Annotated in this window: 13 protein-coding genes and 2 pseudogenes; 2 read left to right on the top strand and 13 right to left on the bottom strand. The window is 41.5% G+C overall.

What is annotated here, in order from left to right; genetic code table 11:
* Window positions 1-79 precede the first annotated feature (79 nt).
* Both BIT28_RS06550 and BIT28_RS06545 read left to right on the top strand, forming a co-directional pair.
* Window positions 80-586: pseudogene (locus BIT28_RS06550) on the top strand (IS5 family transposase); the annotation flags it as partial.
* A gap of 39 nt (window positions 587-625) precedes the next feature.
* Window positions 626-838 (top strand): annotated as a pseudogene (locus tag BIT28_RS06545) (transposase); the annotation flags it as partial.
* A 174-nt stretch (window positions 839-1,012) separates the two neighbouring features.
* Here the strand turns inward: BIT28_RS06545 and BIT28_RS06540 are convergent.
* From BIT28_RS06540 to BIT28_RS06480, 13 genes are all read right to left on the bottom strand, one after another.
* On the bottom strand, window positions 1,013-4,723 hold the full coding sequence (locus BIT28_RS06540) for a DUF2357 domain-containing protein (protein ID WP_075762836.1): 3,711 nt from the start codon (window positions 4,721-4,723) through the stop codon (window positions 1,013-1,015).
* Window positions 4,724-4,726: 3 nt separating this feature from the next.
* Window positions 4,727-7,582 (bottom strand): hypothetical protein, encoded by a 2,856-nt coding sequence (locus BIT28_RS06535; protein WP_075762835.1) that lies wholly within the window; start codon window positions 7,580-7,582, stop codon window positions 4,727-4,729.
* Window positions 7,575-9,611: a hypothetical protein gene (locus BIT28_RS06530; protein WP_075762834.1), complete on the bottom strand. Its 2,037-nt coding sequence runs from the start codon at window positions 9,609-9,611 to the stop codon at window positions 7,575-7,577. Before BIT28_RS06530 ends, BIT28_RS06535 begins: the two co-directional genes overlap by 8 nt.
* Window positions 9,612-13,211, bottom strand: a complete 3,600-nt coding sequence (locus tag BIT28_RS06525; protein ID WP_075762833.1) for a DEAD/DEAH box helicase — start codon at window positions 13,209-13,211, stop codon at window positions 9,612-9,614. It lies immediately after the preceding gene.
* Entirely contained in the window at window positions 13,211-14,683 is a 1,473-nt protein-coding gene (locus BIT28_RS06520) for a protein kinase domain-containing protein (protein ID WP_083651754.1), read from the bottom strand. Before BIT28_RS06520 ends, BIT28_RS06525 begins: the two co-directional genes overlap by 1 nt.
* Complete coding sequence (locus BIT28_RS06515; RefSeq protein WP_083651753.1) at window positions 14,680-15,462, bottom strand: PP2C family serine/threonine-protein phosphatase; 783 nt, start codon at window positions 15,460-15,462, stop codon at window positions 14,680-14,682. The genes BIT28_RS06520 and BIT28_RS06515 overlap by 4 nt, the downstream gene beginning before the upstream one ends.
* Window positions 15,431-15,970, bottom strand: coding sequence for a hypothetical protein (locus tag BIT28_RS06510; RefSeq protein WP_075762832.1), 540 nt, complete (start codon window positions 15,968-15,970; stop codon window positions 15,431-15,433). Before BIT28_RS06510 ends, BIT28_RS06515 begins: the two co-directional genes overlap by 32 nt.
* Before the next feature lie 118 nt (window positions 15,971-16,088).
* The gene (locus BIT28_RS06505) at window positions 16,089-16,793 is read right to left on the bottom strand and encodes a vWA domain-containing protein (protein ID WP_075762831.1); all 705 of its coding nucleotides are present in this window, start codon (window positions 16,791-16,793) and stop codon (window positions 16,089-16,091) included.
* A gap of 26 nt (window positions 16,794-16,819) precedes the next feature.
* Window positions 16,820-18,028: a CRISPR-associated ring nuclease Csm6 gene (csm6, locus tag BIT28_RS06500; protein ID WP_075762830.1), complete on the bottom strand. Its 1,209-nt coding sequence runs from the start codon at window positions 18,026-18,028 to the stop codon at window positions 16,820-16,822.
* Window positions 18,029-18,193: 165 nt separating this feature from the next.
* Window positions 18,194-20,365, bottom strand: coding sequence for an AAA family ATPase (locus BIT28_RS06495; protein ID WP_075762829.1), 2,172 nt, complete (start codon window positions 20,363-20,365; stop codon window positions 18,194-18,196).
* Between the two features lie 52 nt (window positions 20,366-20,417).
* On the bottom strand, window positions 20,418-21,980 hold the full coding sequence (locus tag BIT28_RS06490) for a hypothetical protein (protein WP_075762828.1): 1,563 nt from the start codon (window positions 21,978-21,980) through the stop codon (window positions 20,418-20,420).
* Window positions 21,981-22,274: 294 nt separating this feature from the next.
* Entirely contained in the window at window positions 22,275-23,399 is a 1,125-nt protein-coding gene (gene csm6 / locus BIT28_RS06485) for a CRISPR-associated ring nuclease Csm6 (protein ID WP_075762827.1), read from the bottom strand.
* A 227-nt stretch (window positions 23,400-23,626) separates the two neighbouring features.
* Window positions 23,627-25,225, bottom strand: coding sequence for a DUF4145 domain-containing protein (locus tag BIT28_RS06480; protein WP_075762826.1), 1,599 nt, complete (start codon window positions 25,223-25,225; stop codon window positions 23,627-23,629).
* Window positions 25,226-26,250 lie beyond the last annotated feature (1,025 nt).

The following is a 26,250-nucleotide window of genomic DNA, read 5'->3' as shown; positions in this document are numbered from 1 at the left end:
AGAAGGGAGTGATGTCAGTGATCTCTTGCCTTATAGCAATACGCCCGTTCAATAGCTAGGTGGGTGGGAACACCCGCTTACCAAGGAACGACGTCGTGTCTGGCGTAAACTCCACCTAGCTGTTGATGCTGATACTCATCAAATTGTCTGCGCTGAGCTTTCTTTGTCTACCATAACTGATGGTGAAGTGATGCCCACATTGTTAAATCAGACATACCGAAAAATTAAATCGATATCAGGCGACGGAGCTTATGACACCAGGCTGTGCTACCAAGCAATCAAACGAAAAAAGGCACAACCACTTATTCCTCCCCGAGCCGGTGCAGCCTATTGGGAGCACGGTCATCCGAGAAACTGTTCAGTAGCAAACCAGCGCATCCATGGTAATAACGAACACTGGAAAAAGACCAGTGGTTATCACGATAGATCGATATCCGAAACGGCCATGTCGAGATACAAGCGACTACTTGGTTCTGCTTTAAGCTTGCGCGATTACAACGCTCAGGTCGGTGAAGCACTTGCAGCCGTCCGTGCGTTGAACAAATTAACAGGGCTAGGTATGCCTGAAACTCAGCGAATCAAATAATTAGCTATTTAACGTGGCTTGATCTGCCTGTTTTAGGATTTGATCAACAAAGCCGCTTGTATGCCAAAGAAAGGGATGTCCACGCGAGAAATTGTAGCCACATTTAAAGAAATGTACGATGCTGACACATCGCCAACACTCATTTCTAAGGTGACCGACTCTGTCCTAGATCAAGTTATCGAGTGACAATCTCACCCTCTCGATGAGCTTTATCCCATCGTTTATCTCGACTGTATTGTGGTCAAGGTTCGCACATGCCTCCAATAAGTGGACGATACCAATTAGAAACAGGCGACAAGCCCTGAACCGCTTAATGATTATGTATTAACTGAATACTTGTAACCAGTGGCAGTTACACATAATTATTTACAGGATCATTATTAAATATAGAAGCGGCTTTCATCAGAAAGCCGTAATAAACATAAATTAATCGCTATCAACTAATTCGGTGATGCTAATTTGATTAGCTCCATCCTCACCAGTAAGGTATAGCTTTAAAGCATATAATATATCAGGGGTATTTTCATAACCCGGTGGTTTATCCACCGCCAGTTTTACTCGTGAGTTGACTTTACTATCCGATTGCTGCATCTGTTGATGTAATTGAACACCCAAATTATCGTTGATACTCAACCAACTATTCCGCATCAATTCTGATAAAGGCGAATACAGCCCAACAGCATCTTTTATTTGCAGAGCATGACTACCTCGACAACGTATAATAGCCAGCATTAGTTCCAAGCGACGTAAAAGCGATACCCACTTATAAGGCTTGTCTTTTAGTGTGAGATGCTTCACTTCATGCTCTAAATGGCCGGTTAAACGTTCAATTAGTTTAGTGACCTGTGTTAAGCTCAATTTATGAATTACATCAGGATGTCGCCAAACTGCTACAGACAGAACTTCCAAAGATACGGCCCTCGTGACACCTGTGTCATCCACTGGCTGCAAAATCTTATCTAATAACTGCTGTTGCCATTGCAGAGACACATCTCCCAAAACGTAACTGAACAGTAATTTCTGTTCTCTAAATCGCTTTTTATCATCAATATCGGTTAAGAGTTTATCGACAAAGTAGTTAGGTAGATTTTTATGAAAATACGCAGCTATTATTGAGAGTTCTTCATAAAGCCAACTTGGTATTTTATCACTCTGAACCAAGTACTTTACCGCTTGGAGTGCTTGATCAATTTTATCAATATGCTCGCGAGACAATTCAGAATCTCGATAGTCTCTCGCATAGTCATTAAAGCACATTAACGGAAAACGGAGGCGACTTCGTAGTTTATTTAAGTCCGGCTTCGGTAACTGGCCAGCAGGGGTAATCTCTTTTAATGAGTATCCATTCTTCTTTTCGTTGAACACCAAGTTACCCGATATCTGTTCACCTTGTGAAAAATCATCATACAACTCATCTTTATGGATAAAAATACTGCCATTATCCAAATGGCTACGCTCAAAACCGAAATCTCTGTTTGGGATCCAATCAATAGTACTACTATCAATAGTTATTCGCTTTCCGCTGCTTCCTGTAGTGTAAAAAGCTTCATAATCCAACACCTCATCAAGATTGCGCACCATCCAATCAATAATATCGATAGTTTCTGTTGTACTGCCCTTCTTCGGTACTTTTCGCAACTGTGCAATAGTTTGACTTTGCGGAAATTCCGGGAAGTAAGAGTCTACATTTACTTCATTTCTTTCGGGCTTACCCCACTCAGCCTTTATAGAACTAAAAGGTGCATGATCGGCAATGGGTTTAAAGCGTAATTGATAGGGCTGCTCATCGCCATAACAATAACTCAACTCTAAGTGACAGGTGAGTGGCTGTTTCAATCTATTTTTTAATGATAAGGTGAGTGGGAAGACAGTTTTAAGCGTACCTTTTCCTTGTGTTACCTTAAACTTGATTTTATCTTCGCCTCCCGGTAATTCAAAACCTTCGGAGATTGGAATTGCTACAGCCTTATCACGCACTGGTTTAATACTGACATTATCACCAACAAAAAAGAATGGTATTTCTTGGCCGTTTTTGAGCAAACGAGTGCTGAGTTGAGGTAGGTGATCTTTCCAAAACAAACCATTCGGTTCACTTTGTTTTTTCTGCAGTAACGTTTGCGAACCTCGAACCAAGTTTACTTTCTCGCACCATTGATAGCTCTGCACCCCTGTTTTAGGGCAGATAATCATACGACTTAACGGCACATAAAACAAACGATTAGGGTTGATATCCTTGAGTAAGACAGATAACTCCGAAGGCTGAAATGATGTCACTATTGTTTCTAATGACGATTTAATAGCGGGATATTCAACAGTATAAAATTCGTTATTTTCTTTGAGAGTAAAACTAAACTTAGCCTGAGATAGATCTTGGTAACTAAACAACTCAATGAATTTAGTGAGTACACTATTTGGATAATGTGGATATGACTGTTGTAATGCTTGTAAAAGTAGCTGCGTTTCGGTTTTACCCTGTATCTTTACTGTTGGATGACGCTCAAAATAAACCTGCACTGCTTTATTCTTGTTATCGTGCTGTTTTTTAAACATAACTGGGGAAACATAAAGCGCATCAGCACTATTATCGATAACCAAAAACAGATCATTCGCTTTTAATGCAATTTTGTTATTACCTAACAGGTCATACACCGCCGCAATACTTTTTGGTAAAGGTGACGCATTCGTAAAATAACGATTAAAATCACGACGCAAATTTATGGTTGCAAAATCACTATGGTGGTCACTTACCAAGTAGTGCATTGCTTGCGATGGTTTTATTATTTTAGCCAGGATCTCCACCAGATTGGTACTAACGTGATCGCTTTTCTCTTGATTTAAACACACCCCACTGGCTGCCGTATGATCAATATCAAAAGCTCGGCTATAGCGACAATCTAATCCCTGTTGATCACTCATAAGATAGCTATTGAGCCGACGTGGATTTTTTTGATCTAGCATCAACAGAGGTTTACTATGCCCTAACTCAATCGAAATTAGCTCCGCCACTAACGGCTTATCCGGCCTCACTTTTCCCAGATAACTCCGTTGGTAATCAAAAGCATCGATTAATAACTTCTGCACAAAAAGCTCAGTCATCATTAGATCGGCTGCAATACTGTTACTAAGGCGACCGTTTAATTGACTGATGATCAGCGATTCTTCTTTGTGAAAATCAACACTGTAAACCTTATTAGTCAATTCTAATTCAATGTTCTGTTCCGGCAACAATCGTAATTTGAAAGGTTTAACTACTGCACGTTCATTTCGCACGATACCTTCAACTTGATAAGGCTGACTATCTCTATCTGCAACAACAACCTTCAATGAAAGATGCTGAAAATCGCACTGCCACGATTGTTCAATAAGATGACATTGCGGATTAGCTAACAGTTGAGTCACAATCTCTTTAAAAATAAAGTACAACAGCGAGTCTCCCCCTTGTTGTTGTGCTTGCAATTGTAGATCGAGTTGCTGTATTGCCTGCCAACTATCCCAAATCTTTCGATATTGTTTATCCTGCATCAGCACATTATTTGGCGGCATATGTTGCCACGGCTTAATCGCTTTAAACAAAGGCGCCTGCAAGCTTTGTTGGATCAAATCAATAACCTGATCTTGTTCATCATTCAAACCAAGTGGTTGCTTTGAAAACAAGAGGTCTTCTAGTTGGATCAACATCGCTTTTAGCAAGCGGTTTTCTGAGGTGTCGTAACTTTCTTTTCGTGCTTGGGCCAATACATGAGGTTGGGCAGCCAACTTTTCGCGAACATTACGTCCTGGCTGGCGGCTTAGCCACTCAATAGACCGGTTATCGATCCGTTGCGCTTTATACACGGGCACCATCTCATGCTCACGGATGATGGTGGTACGAGGCTGAACTAAAATCCGTTTGATCGCTTGTAAGCAATGATCAAGAAGGCGAGTCAATCGATCTTGCCTTTGCTTGCTCTCTCCTAAAGCAATAGCAGAGTGACACACTTGTGATAACGACACCTCCAGGGCCTGCATGGTCACCGGATCAAATTGCAATGGCGATATGAAGTAGTGTTGTAAATCGAGCAAAAGCTTTGCTCGATTATCCCGTTGGTATTGCGAATACAACTGGCCAAATTCGGCCAGTTTGCTCTCTTCAGTCATAAATTATCCTTGCAGCTTCAAGTAATCAAATACTTGCTTTGTTTTTTTTACGTCACACTTCAAGTACTCCAAAGCTGTTCGGACTTCACTTATCGAAAGATTGTTCATTTCCAATTTATTTTCATATACATATTGAGACAAACACTTAAACTCTTTTACTGTCAGAGGCATAGCCTGATTATCATCAGAAACATCGTCAGTAGATTCAGTTTTTTTCATTGCATGATTAAACATACTATTTAACGTATTTTTTACGGAGAAGCTTTTTGACTGATTTGCTGTTTGAGTGTCATTGTCTGAAACTGTTTTATTCTCAGGGTTATCGATTTTACTTGATTGCTTCATTGCTAACTCAACTAACTCTTGATATCGCTTGTTAGTGTTCTCGTCATTAAGATATTCGGCACTCGCCCACATAAACTGACCATGGCCAACACGACATGCGTGATCAAAATCTGTTAATAGATTGATTTTCTTTTCATCAAGTAAAGCACGAATTTTGTCCAAACACTCAGTTTTGCCATAACCACGCGTTTCGATACCACGCAGTTTAGGCATCACCTTCTGAACGATTTGATCTTCAAAGGCCAAATCTAGTGCTTCTTTATACTCATCAGGATATTGTTCGCTGTCTAATCCACACACGAGAGGGTGATTAACCATGTAATATTCAATGGACTGCCAAACCCGATGCCCTAATGCTTTACCGACAAAGCCTAAGTGATTATTTATAGCTTCAATGATCTGCTTATAATAGGAAGTATTGGCAAGATTACTCTCAAGCTTAATCCAGTTTGACCAGCTTTTCATTTTCAGTAGTTCCGCCGGTTTACTCAGCACATTTAGCTTTTTGCGTTCGTGCAACTTAGTTGGTCTAGGGAAAAAGATTGAAGTACCACGGTCAATTACTTTATCAGATAGAGATTTAGTCGTTTCATCTTGATTCATTGTTCCCGCAAATAAGACATTTCGGCCTAATGGGATTTCATAAGGTGCAATGTTGGCTCCTAATTTAATCGAAATTGAAGGTAGCTTATTCTTAGAGCTACCTCGACGATCCTCTAGTTTACTGAGGAAATCTGCAAAATAGAGTTCAACATGAGCAAGATTCATCTCATCGAGTAATACCATGCTGACTGTATCATTTAAGCCATGATAACGCTCATCGTCATTACAAACTAAAGGCTCACAACTTTGTGCTAAAAAGTTCAACATCGGCTGTGCTTCAAAACAGTTATCAATTGAATTGAAATACCCTAACATTGACTCTTGCGAGTCCCAATTTGGCTGTACTGGTACATTCAAAAAGTTTATCCCACCAAAATGTGAGTATAATTTTGGCAACTGAGATTTACCTGTTCCACTAACCCCAGCTAATACCGCTAATGGTGACCATTCAGCTGTTTTTAATGCTGTATGGAAAGCAAATAAAATACGCTCACTAAAATACAAACCATAATTTGCAGTATCTTTTTGAATCTGTTGTAGCCAACTTAACTCATTAATCACGTCTGATTGCTTACGTAGCAATGGCTTATGATTAACAAAAGGGATCACTTCACGCTTAACACCAGCAATACGCTGATCACGGGTTTGCTGCTCTTCATAGGCTGGATTTAAACGTTTCAATTCTTCACGTAATTGATTATTGTCCGCACCGATTGCATCATAACGGATCTGTAGGCTCTCATGGCTGCGTTTTTCACGGTTGAGTTCATACTCAATCTGATCAACGCCATCGGCTTCATCTTGCAAAGTAGCAAGTTTGTTATTGAGCTGTTCATTACGAAGTTTTAATTCTTCGACCTGTTTTTTAGCTTCATCGTAATAGCTCTGAATCTCTTCGCTTGGGCGGCTGAATAACTCTTCTTGCAGACGATTAATTTCTTCAGTACGAGCCGTCAGTAATCGTATCACTTCTTCGGGAGACTGCTCACCTAGTTCACGCTGTAACGATTCATACAACTTAACAGAGAAATCAGCTTGTTTTACTTGCGCCAGCAATAGTTCATTTTGCTTTTCAAGATTATCAATTTTACCTTCGAGGAGATTACGTTCCTCAACCATCCGCTGAGAAACTGTTCTTTCCAGATCATTTTGTTGCTGTTTTAAGCTAGCTTCCACCTTTTGCAATTCTAATTTTTCTGCTGCAAGTTTCCCTTGAGCTTGTTTCAGTTCGTCTTGATTTTGTGCTAAATCGACCTTTTGTTGCAGCAAGGATTGTTCGATTTTTTTGCGTGCCTGTTGTTCCTCTTGATCCATTTTTAGGTTCAATCTAGCTAATTGTTCTGCTCGTAATGTCGCCAGTTCTTGGTTTAATTCTGAACGCTGTGCCGCAAAGTCACTGTCTGCCTGCTGTTTTAATTGCGTAAGTTGTTCTTCCCACGCAGCTAAATCATTTTGCTTGTTGGCAAAGGCTTCTTGTTGCACCAGCAACTGATTATGTTCAGCTTTCAATGCCTCTTTTCGTTTCTCGATCAGTACGACCTGTTCAGCCACATGCTGCTTTGCTAGCTCAGGTAAACCATTTTCGATTTCAAGCGCACGTACTTCTAATTTCTTCTGTTGTGAAATTAGCTGCTCTTCTTTTTTATTCTGCCGATTTTGGATGACTAAATAATCTTTGTCGAGCTTCTCTTGCTGTTCTTGCATCCACTGTTTTTCTTTTTTTAACAGTTGCTTAGATTGTTCAAGCTCTTTTTGATCACGCACTAACTGTTCAGCTTTTTGTTTTAGCTCAAAAGCCTCATCGTCCTGTTTTAACTGTTGCTTATTCAGCTGTTCCATTTGGGTTTTAAGCTGTTGTTGTTGTTTGTTAATCTGCTTGAGATCGAGGGTGTTTTCCGTATTTTTACTCACAGTAACTCTCTATTAGAAAATGGATAAATTTAAAAGTTGTTTGTTCGAGATTATCAAGTTCGACTTGCTGCCCAAGAACTGCACCACCATGGCCCCTAATACTGATTAGTTTTGCTATTTTGTTAACTAATTGACTATCTAGTCTCTTCAGCTCGTTATTATTGTGCTCCGACTCGTGCGCTAAATAAACAATCAAGTTGGCTCCTAACGTACTATCGATTCCATTAACTGCACGTTTAATATTATTCTCAGCGGTCTTTAGCAGGTTTTCTGGTAGTGCATCGCCCCAGCATTTTTGTACTATCTGTAAATAGTTATTAACTAGTTTAGGCTTATTGTCATCATTAATCAGCGCTGTATTGGCGATAAACAAACTCTGCTGCAAAGCACCAGCAAGTGCATTCACACGTATCCGACCATCCTCGCAATTTGCTGTGCTCAAAGCCTGCTCCATCTGTTTCAAAACATCACTATCAACGTGATCAATAAAATAATGACCAAATAACGCCACCAACTGCTCCCGATGTCTAAAACGGGTATCATCTTGGAGCCACTTAGGTTGCGTTGTATGTTCAACAAGAGCCTCTATATCTTCACCATCCACAAGCGAAATGTATAACTGATGAATTTTTGATAGTTCATGCTTAGATATCTGCTCCAATATCGTTAAATCACCATGAGATAGAGAATTACGATAATGGTGTAATTTCCCCAACCTCAGTAATAGATCAGGGTGATTTTCAGCAAGTACTTTAAATGGGTGTTGGTCATTCAGTGTTGCTGATAACAACAGCATAGCCAGAGCAGGTTTCATCTCTGGTTGAGCCGCGTTTAGATGTTTAATACTACCGAATTTCACCAAAAATAATGGATTCACAAGCTTGTCATGACTCACCTCATTATGATTACGCGTTTTATATAACGTAAAGCCAAGTTGTTGTGCAAATTCAGTTATCACTCGTCCATTTTGATGAATACTCCTTGTAAAGTACTCCTTCCACTCAGTCCCTCGATGCTGTAAGGCCAACGTCGCAAATTTTGTTTCAATCAACGAATACACACTATTGATATACTGAGTCTTTTTATCTTCCAATTTGGCACGATTAAATGAATCGTTTACTACCTCTTCAGAAATCATTTGATAGTGCTCTTGTAAGGTGATTTTTTGCTTTCTTTTTTTCGCTAACTCCTTCGATTTTATATCAGCAAATTTCTTTTTACTTTTTTTCAAAATCTTAATAAGGTCATATTCACGTTTAAATGCCTTAGTCAGATCCACATCATAGCTAGAAAAGAAGCCATCACAAACCATCGGCTCATCATCACCTTTTGGAATGAAGGCAAGACAATGTATAAATACCTCTTCCCCCTCTGTTGTGATCTTAATCTGCTGACTCTGGCTCGGGTAACGATGTGAACGAATATTTGAAAGCAATGAGTTTTTCCGATTTAAACGCTTAAATCGTTCAATAATATTTAGTACAGTACGCTCGGTTAACTGCTCTCCTGTTGCAACACTGCGATTATCAGAGCTTAAATGATAAGCGGTGATCTTTTTCTGCTGGCCTGTATTACCAATAGAGAAAGTTAACTTTTCACTGTTGTCGCTACTACACTGCTGTGCCGTTACCGGCTGAATAATCATTGGTAAAAACTGTCTAGTGATTTTATTCCTATAAATATTAACGGTAACGGGAGCAACCGCTTGTTTTTTTACTTTTTGCAGCAGCGTTGTTCCTTCAACAGAAATAGCCATCCGTTCATCGATTAAGCACATCTGCTCGAGCTTATCGCAAACGAAGTCTACCAACTCATTTTCTAGGCCAAGTAAATCTTTTATCTGAGTTTTATCTTTCAACTCCAATGCACACAACTGCAATACTGTTGATTCTAAAAAGTTCAACTCACAATTGGTATTGGCAAGTAACGTAACGGTATAACACTCACAGGGCCACAAAATATCAATACAAGCATCCGGCTGATACCGTTCTACATTTGGTACATTACTAATTACATTCACAATAGTCATTTATAACAGGCCCCCTAGTTCATCAGAACAACACAATTGATGGTATGCCTGTAGCTCGGGGATCGCTTGTTTCGCCAACGCCGTTTGAACCAATGCCGCATCCCCCACCACCACTAACGCTTTTTTCTGACGGGTCATCGACACACATAAGCGGTTTTTCGACATTAAATGACCAAATACATTTTGTTGATCTTTAGGGCTTTCAACCTGTTTAAGCATTACCTCTCTTGCTGACTGAGTACGAACCATCGACAGCAACACCACATCAAACTCCATACCTTGAAATGAGTCGACAGTGCCAATGCGCAATCGCTCCTCTAGCGGTTTCCCCTGCTGATCATACAACATCGCGTAATCTTGGCTAATCACCCAATCTTTACTATTTTCAGTTTCAATTTGTTCAGTAATTCCATACTTAGCTAATGCCTTAAATACCTCTTGCACTTGCGCTTTGTAGAAACTTATCACACCAAACGAAAGATCTTTACCCTGCTCCGAGTCGATCCATATTTTAACTTGTTCGGCAATTTTTTCTGCTTCCAGTACACGATAACGGCTCTTAGCCTGATTACGCCGCTCTTTTGTCTGCTCAGAATAGGGAACATCCAGCCACAGTGCAGCTTTGCTCTCTATCCCTTGCAGCTGCTGGTCAAAAAGCTTTGCAGGCAGTGGAGACTGGTAAGCTTCACCATAAGGCTGATAAAACTGCTCACTGGCAAACTGGCCTAATAATGGATGGCTACGAAACTGAGCATCTAAAGTGATGGTTCGTTTTATGCCATCTTGTTTTTCCAATTGTTGCAGACGAGAAAACAGATACTGGAACATACTGTGTTTAAGGTGATCTTCCTCGATGGACTGATCACCCTCTTGCACAATCTCCATCTCTTTCATTTTCTTGATCACGGTTTCATCCACCATATGCGGCAACTGGCGGTGATCTCCAACTAAGATAATGCGATTTTCAGCCTGCACCATTGGAATCATCAGATCGCGAGGACTGGTTCGAGCAGCTTCATCAACGATGATGGTGTCGTATCTCATTAAGCCCTTTCCCTCCACTTTCGCCTGACGGATCGCTATTCCTTCTGCCTGCTGCGTCGTCGCTCCATAGACCACGTTATATTCAGCTATTGTATCGTGCACCTCTTTTGAACTACCCTCTAAATGAGCAAGGTATTCTGAAATCACCTGATTCTGTTCAGTAATGCGATTGTCATTGAGTGGAATCCACTCCAAACACCGCTTCATGCACCGAGTAACATCCTTTCTCACTTTTGGCGTTTTTAACTGCACTATTGGCGCATAGCGAGTTAGCAAATCCAGTTTCATCTCCTTTAACTCAGCTAAAAAACTAAGTGGATCAGATGCTTTCCAGATAGATGCTAGAGTCAACAGTTCGAGGATCTCTCGCTGCTCTTTATCGCCAGCCTCAAAAAACGGCTGCAACTTAGTCTTTAACATTGCAGCACGAGCGGAGCCATCATCTTTGAATCCCACTTCAGTGACACGAAGAGCACGAACATAAGGCAACATCTCCACACTGTTAGAACTTTGCTGGGTCAACTCTTCATGAAGAGCATCAATCTGAGATAAAAACGGCACATCCGTTTTACCACTAATAAATTCCTTTACCACCTTGATCATCTGTAACGCTAACCCATCACTGGGGGTTTTTAGGTAACGTCGGTAGTCCCTTTCAAGAGTTAAATAACTTTGGCTCAACTTTAGATCAGGGTTCTTATCTAATGAACGCTGTGCTGTTTGTTCACGCCAATGATCGATCTTCACTGCGGTTGCCGTCGACGCCTCTGTTTGCCCCGAACGCTTACCAAACTTAATGGCAGGGAGGTTGTTGATGCTTAACCGTGACATTAGGTTTTCAACAGCATCATGCTGATAACCACTGACCAAAATACTGCCCGTTACCTGCTTGTCTTTTGCAGATTCTTGATTTAGCCGCTCAATGATCGCAGTAATCACCGTGGTTTTACCTGTTCCAGGTGGTCCTTGAATAATGGCAATATCCGGCGTATTTAACGCGACCGAAATCGCTTTCTCCTGCATCATCGTAGGCGGATGTTTAGGGAAGATCTTCTCCTTCACAAATGAAGTTAGTGCTTTAATTTGGGGCTTTTTATTTCGTGGTAATAGTGTTCCGTCTTCTTCAATCAACACCCCTAAATTGGGCATTGCACTGGTACCATTTTGAATATTGACTCGCGCTGACATTCGACGCTCAATTTGTATCTGATCCCCCAGCATCGAATACACCAAACTATAGGCTCTATCTGGAAGGTCTTGAATATCAATAACCAATGTATCTGCATTAACTTTTAAAATCTTAATTGGATCGAATGCCATGCACTCTTTATTATTAATGCTTTTTTTCTTTTCTTGACCTTCATTTTGATCATCAACGTCATTACCATCATCACTAGGCTTAGCGACCGCCCCCCATGGGTTTAACACCGGGCTAATACCTTTCTTTTTTTGGTACTCAACCAGTTTTTCGGTACTGTAATCACTCCAAGATAATTCTGGGCCAGCTAAATAATTTGGGAGGTTTTCGGGATTGACCAACTCCAAACAATCCCCCGCTTTCAGCAACTTCCTTAAATCTCTACCGACCGAAACCTCCAAGCCCTTTTCCTTTGGATCGAAAATACTGTTATCTGGCGTACACTCAATCACAGCTACATCACGCGCCTTCCTGAGCAGTGTCTCGCCTTCCAGATCGCCATATTTATCCCAAACGTTCAGGTAGCCTTGCTCTTTTTCAGCCAGCTCCTTCATTTGCTGGCTTGCCAATGTTTGTAGGCGCACCACATTATCCATATCGGTAAATTTCAGCTTAGCCCTGATCAACCTCACGGCAAAACCCGGGGCCGGATTAACACGTTGTACCAACTTTTTTGCTGCTAAAAAATTAAAATCGATATTTTTTTGTTCGGTAATCGCTAACTGAAACCCTGAACCAAGCAACACCATGTTATGAACAAGGCTCTGTTGGCTATCAAGCAGTTCATCATTGGTAATAGACTCCTTAATATCATTTGGCTGATTTTGTTTTTCAATTTTTAATAACTCATGCACTCGATTAAGTTCATCGAGTGCAGCACTACCCAATATTGCAGGCAGATAAAAATACTCAGGGTCGAGATCATCTTGCAGCAACTGGCAGCCGCTCAATAAAGATTGATGTACATCGGAAAAGTTATCTCCAAAATCTAACTTAGTCGCTTGCCCCAAAATCACCCCATCTAAGGAGATATCCAGCTCACCAAACTCAATCACTTCACCGTTAAAAAATGAGATGCCAAGCTCTATGCCTTGCTCCCCTTCTTTTGAGGTACTTTCGCCCACCACCTGTACTAAGTTACTGTTACGTCGAGATAACTGCAGTACAATATCTTTTTCAATTCCCAGGTGGCGACATTCAATCGATGCCAATTGCCCCTTGATAACCAACTGTAAACGCTGCGTACGTGAACTGATCGTCAAACGACCGATATCTCCTACCTCAACGGGCAGAGCTTTAGATAGAGGCTTAACCCAGACACGATGATTAAACTCGATATTCAGTTTTTTCAAATCCATTACTTACCCTGCCATTTCAGCTCAATCACTCGCGGTAACTCACTCTGCACATATAGTAAAATCCCCTGCTGTTTTAACACTTCTAACTCTACATGCCACTGACCAACTAATGGCTTAAACACGCCCTGTGAATCAGTGATCGAGATAGTATGCTGGTCACTAAGATGACGAATAAACCAGTCTCCCTCTAATTGATACAACTCCAACACCGCTTGGTCGTGACTATCTGCCGTAAACTCTTGCAATACTCGCTCAGGTACGATGATCGGCGCATCTTTAGCGACATGGACACTCTGCCAGTTGCTTTTTTGTAACGGATTATTAGGTTGCCATTGATAGCTGCTCAGCTGGAAATAGCCAGGTACAGACTGTTCGCAATAAGGGCATTCTTGATGATCGGCAGGGTAATAACTCATATTGCAGCCTGGACAGGCAATCATCGTGTCATGTGCCGCCGCCAATGCCTCCGGCCAATGGTGAATCGTCGGGCGCTGCCATGCGTTGACACGTCCCTCGGTAAATGTTTTGGCAAATAAGATTTTTAGCTCAGGTGTTAAGACTAACTCTCTCGGCAGACCGCTCTTCGCTCGATTTGAGTCATCAATTAGATCATCAATAAAGGGCAGTAAACCCTGTTGAGCTTTATCCTCAGCCGTGCTCTCACCTTCATCCCATCCTCCCTCTTCATTGAGTGCTTCACCATCAAAGGGAGCCACCATCGTCAGCATCTTAAACGCCAATGTAGCAAAGGAGTAACAATCGCTTTGTGGTCGACAACCATCTTGTTTTGTTACCACCTCAGGTGCACCATAACCTGGGGTATAAACAATTGAGCCACGTTTTGGGTTATCAAAGCGGATATTATCAGCATCAATAAACCAAACATGGTTAAACTGACGATCCACCGAGCAAAACACATTTTCGGGTGAGATATCCCCATAAAGCAAACCCACACTGTGCAGTTTCGATAACTCGGTTGCAGTCTGCATTAATATCGCTAAACGCTGCTTTGCCCCCCCTGTTTTTGCGTAATGCGCAAGAGGGTAGCTGATCTCGATAGGTAATTCGCTATTCAGCCAACCTGGGATCTTACCTTGTGTCTCTTTAGGTATTTTATAATCTAAAATTGCTTGTACAGGATGCATATCTTGCATCATCTGCATCACGTAACCAGCCTGATCCTTTAACATGAACAAAGGCTTGGCAATATTAAACTCAGGATTAATCGGATATAACGATAACTTCGACAGCTTTTTTTTATACGCCTCTTTTTCTGCTGTGTTGGTGACCACTTGATTGTCTTTTAAGATACACTTCACTACTAGATCGGGATCTGTGGTGCGAAATACGACGCCTTGACCACCACGGCCCAGCACTTTTGTCAGTTTGTGCTGCTGACTCCATTCATCCTGCAGCCCAGGTTTAGGTTTAGGTAGTCCAAACTGATCCAAATCTTGTTTATTCTTATTCACGGTGTCTCCTTAACAATCATCGCCACCAACGTTTTGTCATCACTGTGTCCCGGCACAGGCCAGTGTTGCAGCCATTGCTCCATATCAGCGATTATTTGCTGCTCCGTTAAAGGTCGATACTGGGTATACAACTGCTTAAAAAAGGCTGTCTGCTGCTCCTGCTCCAGATCATCAGCAATACCATCACTGCACAAAAAAAAGCCACGACACACATCTACGTCAAAACTGCCCGTTTGCCACTGTGTAGGGCTAAAACTAGCCTTGAGAGCATCGGTTTGATTAGAGAACAGCTCGCTGTTTGCTGTTAAACACTCAGGTTGATCGACATCGCTTCGATACAAAACACTTAAACCATCACCAAGTTGCGCCCAAAAGAGAGTGTTCTCTAAGCGCAACACCATCAAAATAGTACAACCACACTGAGTTATATCCTGCTCGGCCAAATTCTGTAGCCAATTTTGATGAAACAGCGTCAATCGCTCGGTAACTGATAACTCGGGTAACTGATGCCACTGCTCTAATAATCTGTGTGCCGCATCACAAGCCGCCTGAGAGCCAAGCTGCGACAAACCGTGACTTCCCAAACCATCGGACAAAGCTATTAACTCTCCCCACGGATACGCATGGTGACAAAAAGCATCCTGATTGGGCAGCTGACGTTTTTTATGTAAAGGTCCAATCTCGCTATAACCAAATTGTTTAAAAACAGTCTGGCCAGCTCTGCCCATCTCTTTACCATGCGACTGATCAACCCCAGTCATCGTCTTCATCTTGCTCATGGACAACACTCAAAACTGATTTACTAAATTGCACATCACTGCGCTGCAAAGGCGGTGGTATTCGCAGTGCATTCAAAATATTTCTAGCATGCTTAATGGCTACACCAATATCTTGTGCTGGATAAACCGGTAACCCAAGGTAATCCAACCCCGTAAGATCAGCATCAGCACCGACAGCAACAACAACCACGTTCTGTTGTTGTTTAAAAACTCGTTTCTGTGACTCAGTCAACTCAAAAAAACCATCGGATAACAAAATAGTAGGCTCTGTTTTTCGTTCAATTAAAAATGCGATACAGCTATCCATATCGGTCGAGCCTATAATCTCTGGGAGCTCAATATCCAACTCAGGATCAACATACACTTGGCTAAGTTGATTTTGCAGCACATAAAATTGAGCTTCATTCGAAGAGAAATACTGGCGAACAAAACGCACCAAATTGAGTATTAGCATTGGTTTGCCATTTTCTGCCATACTCCCCGAACGGTCTATCACGATATTAATCATTGTTTCTACCTGGCTTATAGAGTTTCTACCTATCAATTGACGGTCACATTGTGCCGACCACACCAATAATCATATTCAAATATTACTGGTGTAGTTGACAGGGTATAGCTGATACCGATTAAAAAATGCTGTCCTCTTCCTCTGTATCATCAAAGGTGGTGACGCTACGCTCAATGCTCTGTTCGATTGAGCTATCAGGTTGTACCACATTTGGATTCTGTGACACGGTACGAGAGGTGACAGACATCGTTACAAACTGGAAGAAATCTTTGATCTTTGAAGCGTCTTCTGCTTGGAACACCGTATGTTCGGTACCTTCTATAAATTTGTTTAGCACCTGGTTATCTGCTCCTGTACCAATCGCCATTGCCAATCGATCACATTTTTGTGAGCGCCCCTCATAAACTAAACTTGCTAAATGTTCTTGCCAATCATCCGTTGGCGCACCATCAGAAACTAAGACCAGTGTTGGACGATAAGCACGAGATGGGGTGACATTTTTGTCTTCAATCATCGCTTTCGTCATCGCAAATGCCGTACCCATTGGAGTCATACCGCTTACTTCTAGTGAAGACCACTCCACTTGGTTTGACACCGTGTATGGCAGGTGCAGCTTCACTTCAGCACCAAAAGTAATCACCGATAGTAAAATCTCAATTTCGTTTGTTTGATTATCAGCAAACTCTGCGATCATTTTTTCTACTGCGTTATTCAACTCAGTGATCGGAGTACCGCGCATACTCGTACTTACATCAAGCAGCAAGACAACAGGTAACGGTTTTGCTTTTGCTACAGTAAAATCTGCAGGATTAAATCCAGCCATAATTATCTCCAGTTATATTTAATTATTTAACGTGCTAATAATTTATCTAATCGCTTGATTTGAGCGTATTCGATATCCACTTGCTGTTGCTTTATAGGTACAACCTCTATCGTAAAGTCACTATCCAACCAATAAGTCGCATAACCATCAGATTTTTCGCTCTGGATACCAATTTTGTGAAAAGCTTCGATGGGTAGGACCGCTTTTATCTTACGATTGATGGTGCTACGCGCTTCTTGTACTATTTGTCTAGGGATGCCCTCAATTTTCGATAACAGCGATTCATTCCATTCAAAGTCATCATCAATCGCTTCAATATCTAACCCAAAAGTTTTAAGCAACCTTTGATCATTTGTGAGGTTTCGATAATGCTCTATAAATTCTTTTGCACATTCCTTATCATCGAAAAATGACCTATCGGCCAATAAATGGCGGTTTGGTTGAATACTTAACCACAAATAATAACTATATTCTTTCGGTGTTAGCTTAATATCGATGCCATTCACCGAAAGTGTTTTTGCTTTATCGTTCATGATCAATGTAATCCCTTTTTGGTGCAACGCGTTAATGCTCGCCACCGTTTTACTGAAAGATGTTTTGTCAATATCTTTTAATAGGTTTCCATCAATTAAATGACGCATACGCACAAAAGGGATCTCTGCTAAAGTCACTTCAGCATCACGAGTGTTTAAATTTAAGGTATGATTATCCTTTTTAACTTCGATGTAGTTATCCTGTTTGGTCGGATAAAAGAACTGGTCACAAAACTCAAACTCTTCGCTAATAAAAACGTGGCTTAACATATCTTGCTCACGCCCCAATAGTGACATCGCATTACCCATATAGAAAGACATCGATTTGCGCCCGCCCGCAATCGATGCATGGATACGGGTATCCTGCTGTTGGGTAAAGCGAGCAATAATCTTCATGATCGAATCGGCAATATAATTTTGGTCTTCCTCTCGTTTTCCATTAAATATGGGTTCACCAGAATCATCTTCCATCAATAAGATATGGCGCTGATCAAACTCGATATAAGGCATATTGTACTCGGCAAATAATTTATTGAGTTGCTGATCGTCAATAAGATGCTTCACTAACTTTTGCTTGGCATTCTCTGAGGTGATTACATAGATCTCTTCAGGAAACGTCTTACCTTGAGTAAACAGGGCATATAACGTTTCTGTTAATACTTGAGGGCTAGTCCCCATGACTGAGATTAATATTTCTTTCATTAACAACCTTACATTACTATTTGAATACTTATATGACCGATTGTTGTAACAATAACGATACTGTTTGTGTGGCAACTACAAAGAATCATATCTGATATTTCGACCATTATACTGAAAACAAGCTTGTGAAGCTCACCACTCTCTTTGTTTATTAAAGGAAAAGAGCTATTTAATAGCAATCAGATTCATAATGGTGTCACCTGAGCATAAATGTTGACCAACTTTTATCGATAACTCTTCTATTACGCCCGGCTGGTTACACACAAGCATTTCATTGTTACCCTCGGTATTGTCATATTCAAAAATAGTATCTCCCTCTTTTAACTGTTGCCCTTGGTGACAAGAGATTTTTCGAACCGTGCCACTAGCTACTGTCTTTGGCAAAGAGATTCTCTCCCTTTGGCACAAGGATTTTAACTCCGACTGATAACCGCGCTCTTTAACCAGTGCTAATAGATCTACCTTGTTGATATTGCCCGCTCGATATAGTGGCTCTATCTGCTCAATCTTCAAACTTGGATTATGCAGTGCCGCCTCAAATTCTCTCCGAGTGGTCGTCATCTTATTTTGATTACTGTTCGACCAGACGCCAGATTGGGTAAAATCAAACCCCATGTTTGCTTTATAATTCGCTATCTTTGCTGTTAATAATTCAATAGGACAATGGCGATTGTTTAATGCCGACTCTCTCACCAAAAGATCATTATCGTCAGCCAATTTCGACAGCACTTGTACCGAGGTAAAGCGGTTTGATGCAACCTGCTTTCTGATCATAGGGTCAGCGCTTTGATATTGGTCGGCCAACTTTTGATATTGTGTCTCTGAATAGGATGCAGGCTTGAAATTATTTTCAAGAAAAAAGGTCTTTAACTCATCCAACTGTTGCTTGTTCTGCTTGCCTAGAGGGATCACTTCTTTGATAGTATCTAACAATTTCTTATTAGATAACAAACACTTATCCAAAAAAGCACTCTCTAGTGCTGTATTGACCAGCATTTCAAGGTCGGAACCACTGAACAACTCGGTTTGTTTAGCAATCGACTTAAGGTCAATATGACTTGTAGGCTTACTCTGTAGATGCACCGACAAGATCTGCTCACGCTCATAACAATTAGGGAAATCGACATAAAAAATGTCGTCAAACCGTCCCTTACGCAACAGCTCCGAGGGCAGGGTTTTAATATTATTCGCTGTTGCGATCACAAAGGTGGTACTGGATTTCTCTTGCATCCATGTTAATAATAAACCGAGTAATCGTGTGGTTACTTCTCCGTTACCGCCGCTGCCACCAATACCCGAAAAAGCTTTCTCAATCTCATCGATCCACAACACGCAAGGGCTGGCTTGCTCGGCCAGTTTTAACGCCTCTCGCATATTTTTTTCACTTTCACCGATGTATTTGCCCATCAATCGACCGATATCGAGTCGAAACAACGGATACTGTAACTTCTCGGCAACCAACTTTGCTGAGAGAGATTTACCACAGCCAGGTATCCCTGCTAGTAACACGCCCTTTGGTGCAGGCAAACCATATTTTTTCTGGCTATCGCTGCTTTCGATAACGCGACGCTTTTTATCTAACCATAACGTGAGATTATCTAACCCAGCTAATTTCACGGAGTCCTGTTTCGGCATACTGATCACCTCAAGTAAACCACTGTTGGTGATAATCTGCTCTTTTACCTGTTTAACCAACTGCAATGTCCTTACATCGAACTGCTGCTGATATTGTGCCTTTGCCGAGCTAAGTAACTGCTCGATAACCTCAAGATCTAACCCAACGCATAAAGAGACAAACTGGTTTTTAACCTCGGTAGTAACGGTAATACCATTCTGCTTAATAAATCGCTCAACTAATTGCTTTACCTGTGACTTAAATAAAGGCTTTAGTTGATGCTGATGACACAACCCTTGCAACTCGGCATATTGAAAAGCCGTTTCGTTACACAGCATCACGGCACAAACTCCACGGTGATGACGCTGAATACGCAATAGCAATTGCTGTAATCGAGCTACTGTTGCTGGGCTTTCTTCTAATCCTTTCTGAGCATTTTTTATCACAATCAGTACATTATCTAGATTCAGATCGTCCAGCTCTTTTAAGCAAGCGTATAATGATGGCGGATTGATATCGTACTCTTCGACACTGCGTTTATTCTTAAAATCCACCCAGCCATCACTGAGATTCCACTCTTTAATTTGGGACATAGCCAACGCATCCGCTACGTGTTGAATTAATTTATCGCCACGTTGATACTCACGGCTGTGTAGTTGAATCCCAGGCACCCCTGATTGAATGGCGTGAATCATGGGTTTAACGATTGGATTACTTGACATAGAAAAGCCTTATCTACTTAATTTACAATATGAAATCTATGTTACTTTCCACTTAACTAAACAGTGAACCAACAAAACTGCAAGCCGAAGATACGGAACTTCCGATACTCGAACTCACCGAAGAAATCCCTCTAGCCACCGAGCTAACTATCGCTTTTCCTGCCTGGTAGATACCCTCCCCCACCGCACTACCTGCCATGCTACCAAGCAAGCCGCCAGCTACGCCGCCTAACGCAGTTCCCACCGGGCCAAATACGCTGCCCAGCCCAGCCCCCGCACTGGCTAATTTTCCGCCGGCGGCTATCGCACCAATCATACTGACACTGGCACAGCCAGCTTGGTCCACTGCCTCTTTTCCGGTCAACTCACCTTTTGAAAACTTATATAAAATTTTGCTATTTTCGATCCCCAAGGTGGCAAAATTGGCAATATGACCCACAGGGGTATTTTTCAACGCCTTACCAAACCAGCCGCTTTTTATTGCCACCGTAATGCCGCCCGTTGCCGCCACGGCGATGCCCGTCTGACCTGCAGACCGAATAGAAGAGTGAATAAACTCTTGTAGGTCCTGCTCAACATCGGGATTTTTTTTGCCAGTTAAGCCATTCCAGATTCGGCGCCCTAAAATACGTCCCCCCTGAAAGCCCACCGATAACAAGGCACCGGCTGCAGCCTGTTTAGCGATATTTTTTGATAACGCTTTACCATTAAGTTGTGACCAATCATATTGCTTAGCTTCGTATTCAAGTTGCGCCTTACGCTGCATCTCTTTGGCTTGTTCTTTCGTCAATGGCTTAGACTCAATGCCACCAACTTCGATAGTATCGGTGCTGTTTTCTATCTGCTCAGCTTGCCCTTTTGGCACTAACTTTCGCTGACCGCGATAATCACCTTTTTTTAACAGTTGTTCAGTGGACTCAGCATCTTTGCCATACTTGGCCTGATAACGCCTTACTATCTTGCCATCACCATCTTTAATCACGATATCGACGGAGCTTTTACCATAGGTTTCACCCGGCCCTGGCTCTAATACTTCAGCATGATATTCACTTCCCTGTGCGGCCGCCTCTAGGTTAAAACTGTTTGCGTGGTGATGTTCGGCGATAAAACCATCAAGATTATATTGCTGGTTGATCTGACCATCATTACGGTACAGCACATTGATGTTGTTTTGGTTGGCTCTGTCTAACGCTACATCGATATTGCCTGCGTACTCAGTAAAATTATTATGCCCCGAGGCGATAACACCTTGTCGCAGTTTTTCATCTAACCAGCTGGCTTGACTTAACCCTTTATCAAAATGTTTATCGAGATCAGTACGGTGGTGATAATAGCTCTCTACTGTATCGGTAATGGTATTGGCCGCTTTTTTTCGCTCTGTCTCATCGAGCCATAGTTGTGGATACAGGGCAAATTCGTTATCTAACCAGACAACCGCTGGCTGTTCACTAGGTTTATTTTTATATGAACGAATAAAGCTCGCTAGGGTATTGCGGGTGTTTTGCGCTGTCTGAGGGGTAAGTTGTAACTGGCTAGCCAACAGCATGCCATCATTATCAGCCGATTGTTCTATTATTAATTTAGAAATCTCATTTTTATCGGTTTGTTTACTCATCTTGCCCTCTTTTATTTATTCGTTGTTACTCTGTTTCGCTTGGATAATATAATTTTAAACTAGCCGCTTACTCATTACTTTGATATTAATTACCAAGCGATACCCCATCGTAAGACCATTTATCACCACTTTTATTAATAACAAGCTTTCCATCTCATGGCTGGGTTGTTGTCTAAATCCGAGGCCGATTAAAAAACATCAAGCTCTGCTCCTTAATTTAACTTATCCAGAATTGCTCCGAGTATCGTGTCGTTTCCACCAATGAAAAAGGTTCTTTATGTTGTCGGAGTCAAATCAAATAACCTTGAACTCAATCTGGTGTTGGTGGACACTAACTGTATATTTTTGACTACATCCTAAAGCCATTGACTGTATCTCAATCTTACTTAATGCATCAGGCGGTAAAATTTTCTTAAGCTTGTTATTAATCGATGAGCGCAGTTGTTGGACAAAGGTTCGATCCATCCCCTTGAGCGAATCAAGCGTGTTTTCTTTCAAATCTTCAGGTTCAATACCAAAGGTACGATACACTCTCACATCATTCGCAATATCACTGTAAGTACTTAAAAAACCTATTGCGTACTCTCTCTTTTCTTCAAAATCACGATCGACGACTAATCCTTGTTTTCCCATCAGCAAAAGCCATATGTAAAAAGCTAACTCTTTAGCGGTTAGGGAAATATCAATGCCGAGAAGTGTGAGTGTTTTTGATTTTTTATGAATGGAAATAAAGAGGTCATCTCGGTGAGTTGCATTGAGTGTTGCAACAGTTTGGCTAAACGACATATTACCCATAGATTCAATCAATTGTGGATTAACTGACTGACGCATTCGCACAAAAGGAATTTCAGCTAAAGTGACCACCGCCTGACTGGTATCTACCTCACCCTGACCGTGCTTTCCTGCTATCCATTTGGGCTGGCGCGTAGGGTACCAAAAGTCCCTAACGAACTCAAAATCGTCATTAACGAATACGTGACTTAGGGTGTCTTGCTCTCTACCCAGCAAAGACATGGCATAACCAAAATAGAACGCCATGGTTTTTCGCCCGCCAGCCAAGGACGCGTGAATGGCAACATCGTCTTGCTGAGTAAGCAGGTAAACTTTGCGGGTGATAAAATCTGCCATATACGTTTGGTCAATAATTGATTTCGCATCATCTATCGGTTGGCCGTTATCATCTTCGATCAACCAGATATGATCTTCCGTGAACTTGAAATCGGGGAGCTGATATTCTTCTTTCAATGCATTCAAGTGACCATCGCGAAACAGTCCATTCATTAACATCTGCCTTGTACTGCGGGTGGTGATGACATAGATTTCATCAGGAAAGGGCTTACCACTGGCATGAATAGCATATAAGGTCTCAGTCAGCACCTGTGGACTCGCGCCCGTTGTAGAGAGAAGAATATTTTTCATAATGTCACAACTGCCATCCCAAATGCCTTAACAAGGCGTATCATTATGACAGTAACTTATTGATAGACAAGCATGACCATCACATTATGATTGATCAGGAATTTTAAACGTTCATTACTCGAACAAACCGTACAAAGACAAAATTGTGATACTTCCACTATACGCCCGTCATCCTAAATCAGAATAACAGGCGTTTTCAGAGTGACTTTACTCAAGACAACACGACTTCATTTTCTTCTTGCACTCTTGGCTTGCTTGCGTGCTTTTTTCTGCTTGGTGCGATCAACAGCTTTGCGTTTCACCTTCTGACAAACGAAGCTACTGTCGCGCATCAGTGCCTTACCGATTGGAGAGACTAGAAACTGCTTCGCTTGCTCACAACCTTCCTTGACAGACTCACGAATGAGTACTTTTAGATTCTGGGGTGTTTTCACTTTGTTGGCATTTTGGAGTAATTCAATGATTATCATGGCTGCATCAAATTTCATTTGTGCTTTTTCAATAACATCCTCTGTTTGTTGCAGCGCTGCCGGGTAAAGTTCAAGTACTTTCTGGTCATCGCTTTTGTCCTGCTTCAGTGCATCATGCAGCCGCTTTTCATACCAAAGATAGTCAGGTAGCAGAGAACTCCCTTCTAGCATCTTACGAAGACCACTGTCTTGGTTATGCTCACAGCTTAATAATCCGTAATATTCACAATAACCACGTATGAATTTTACGCCAGGAGCCTGATACGCTTCTGCTTTAATCAAGGCAGTACGTAGCTTTTTAAAGTTAAGTTCATTAGCTTTATCCTCTTCCCACTGCTCTAACTTATTAAAGGTATCTGCGACAAGTGCTTTCTTATCTGCAACTTCTAAGCTACGTTTCAGCCATTTCCTGTAAGCAGGCTCATCCTGTTTATAATGCTGAGCCTGCAAGAAATATAGTGCCTCTGGATGACCTTTTTCACCCGCTGAATTGAGATATGCCTCACCTCGATTATGTTGACCAATTCGACATAAATACTGATAAAATTCCCACTCAGCATCCCCTGACTCGTCCGTCTCTATCGCCTTTTTAAAATAATCATCAGCGTCCTCTGATCTACGGTTAACCAGATGTTTGTTAACACATGATGTCGCGTATAAAAGCCAGCAGTCATTACTGCCCTGTCGCTCTGCTTTATCCAGCCAATATTCAAGATCACGTTGATATTGAAAGTAGTGCGGTTTGCTGGCCTTGGTTTGCTGATCTAACGTCTTTAATAAACCAGAAAAATGCATAGCCATCGCGATACTTGCGTCTGCATTACCTTGCAGTGCTTGGTGCACAAGTTCAGCTTGTTTAGAAACCTCTGGTTCAGTCCAAGTCTCAAGTGGTTGTTCATTGACTCCCGCCAAATTCAACACCAAATATTTCGTCAATTCAAAAACATCCTCCATCATCCGTTTCAACTTGTATTTTGAGATAAGGATATCGGCACGAAACTGGCCATCAAAATGGCGCTGAATATGTACCCCCTTGTTGGATTCTGCACGTAGCTTATCCAGCATATCGATTACATACGGGGGTACTTTACCTGACGTTTCAATTTGTTTTATCTTGTTAATCAATTCACCACGAACAGGAGGTCGTAGTTTGATTATCTCTCCTACCTCATGGCACCACAGCTCTAAAAACAAGCGAACTTTAACCAGACAGCAGGAGTGATCCTTCGTATAGTAATAGTCAGCTTGCTCGCAAACCTGAAATAGCTCAGGAAAGTATGTTTCAATAAAACCGTAATTAGTATTTCGGTCAAAGGTGTACTCTGTAGCAACGATAGTATGGGCTATTGCATTCATCTTTTTTCCTCCTTGATTGATATAGCATCAGAATAACCAAGAGAGGCTTCAACTTAGCAATTACAAGCTTGAGAATTAACCGTTACATAACAGTTTCAGATTATAGATCTATCCGTCCATATCATCGTCCCAGTTTTTTGAAGCTATATTCAAGGGTCTTTGCCGGATACATTTCAAAGAACCGCCCCTGACCTGTATAGATAATTTACCATTCAAGTTTGCAGTCATTGTTCTCACATACCGCTTTGAACGTTTATTGATCACGGTGATAAAATTGGACTTTTTATTGACAGAATGGACACATGGCAAGCTGGTCTAAAAAAATTCGCCAGTATGAAATCTTCAAGGCTTCTCTTTGCCTGATATTTTTTTGCTCATTACCTAGACAATTAATATCTTCATCAGAGATAAGTTCAACCAGACGAGCACTGTGATTTTTCAGCACCTCAACTGAGGGGGATATTCTTCAAGGTGTGCATGATAGCTGTCGGCAATTTTTCTATCTCTGTACCGTATTCATTCAGATGTTTTATCAACGGCCAAGTTTACAGGAGTGAAGTCAAGCGCTCCTCAACATAAAAGTCCATCGGAGTCAGTACTAAAGGGCCAGTATCGTCACCCGTTACCCAGCCCACTGCTTGGGGTGGTGTTTCATCATGGTTCAGACAACAAGATATTATTAACCTGTTTTTTTCTTGAAATGCCTTCAATTGGTCAGAGTGCCACGAAGAGATGGCAACTAATTCAAATTGATGACCATAACGAGTATCTTCAACCACCCATCTTATATTTTCGACTTTAACCGTTACTGCCGCCCTGATTTAGATAACCATTTAGAATCGTTATCTAGTTGATTAGAGGCATTATCAGTTAACCAGATAAAACCAATCGCAGTCACCAGATGGTCACATTTTGGTCACAGCGGATTTTTAGTACTAATAGAAAAAGAGATTTAATCATGAAGTCTGTAAGTGGTTACTTTCGTCAAGCTCCAGATACAAAAAAGCCCCAGCATTTCTGCTGAG

The sequence above is a fragment of the Photobacterium proteolyticum genome (assembly GCF_001939735.1).
GTDB classification, from domain to species: domain Bacteria; phylum Pseudomonadota; class Gammaproteobacteria; order Enterobacterales; family Vibrionaceae; genus Photobacterium; species Photobacterium proteolyticum.
The sequence above is the reverse complement of the archived record's forward strand: the minus strand, read 5'-3'. Positions and strand labels throughout refer to the sequence as shown.